This window comes from Glycomyces sp. NPDC021274 (assembly GCF_040641195.1).
Taxonomy (GTDB): Bacteria; Actinomycetota; Actinomycetes; order Mycobacteriales; family Micromonosporaceae; genus Glycomyces.
The window spans coordinates 1-1133 of the sequence record NZ_JBFADC010000110.1 but is presented as its reverse complement, the minus strand read 5'-3'; the positions used below and the strand labels follow the sequence as shown (position 1 = coordinate 1133).

At 65.0% G+C, this 1133-nt stretch carries 1 protein-coding gene; it reads left to right on the top strand.

Going from position 1 to position 1133, the window contains the following annotated elements; translation table 11 throughout:
* Positions 1-218 precede the first annotated feature (218 nt).
* Positions 219-1133: glycine--tRNA ligase (locus tag AB0I03_RS26955; protein ID WP_360417452.1), on the top strand; the 915-nt coding region annotated here is incomplete at its 3' end.

Genomic DNA, 1133 nt, shown 5'->3' with positions numbered 1-1133 from the left:
GTCATTTTCAACAAACATGGAAATGATTGTCAACAAAGTGCGTGCCAGGTCACAGGGTGAAGACAACCGGCCGGAAGCTATCCGGAATCGATTTGGTCCGGGGGGTACGCCCGCCGCTACCCTGAACTATTCGCCCAGCCGTCTCGCGATCACCACACCGCATCGAGGCGCATCGCGCCCCCCTATCCACTGTCCGACGTCGTACTGAAGAGAGCACCGTGGCCGCCGACAAGATCGATACCATCGTCAGCCTGAGCAAGCGCCGTGGCTTCGTCTACCCCTGCAGTGAGATCTACGGCGGCTCCCGCGCTGCCTGGGACTACGGTCCCCTCGGCGTCGAGCTCAAGGAGAACATCAAGCGCCAGTGGTGGCGTGCCATGGTCACCTCCCGCGAGGACGTGGTCGGCATCGACTCGTCGGTGATCCTGGCTCCCGAGGTGTGGCAGGCGTCCGGCCACGTCGCCACCTTCACCGACCCGCTCACCGAGTGCACCTCCTGCCACAAGCGCTTCCGCGCCGACCACCTGGAGGAGGCGTACGAGGCCAAGCACGGCAAGCTCCCCGAGAACGGCCTCGCCGACGTCAACTGCCCGCACTGCGGCAACAAGGGCGGCTTCACCGAGCCCAAGCAGTTCTCCGGTCTGCTCTCCACCCACCTCGGCCCGTCGCAGGACACCGCCTCCGTCGCCTACCTGCGCCCCGAGACGGCCCAGGGCATCTTCACCAACTTCGCGCAGGTCCAGCAGACCTCCCGGAAGAAGCCGCCGTTCGGCATCGCCCAGATGGGCAAGTCCTTCCGGAACGAGATCACCCCGGGCAACTTCATCTTCCGGACCCGCGAGTTCGAGCAGATGGAGATGGAGTTCTTCGTCAAGCCGGGCGAGGACGAGCAGTGGCACGAGTACTGGATGGAGCAGCGCTGGAACTGGTACCGCGACCTCGGTCTCCGCGAGGAGAACGTCCGCTGGTACGAGCACCCCAAGGAGAAGCTCTCCCACTACTCCAAGCGCACCGCCGACATCGAGTACCGCTTCCAGTTCGGCGGCTCGGAGTGGGGCGAGCTTGAGGGCGTCGCCAACCGCACCGACTACGACCTCAACGCGCACTCGAAGGCGTCCGGCCAGGACCTCTCC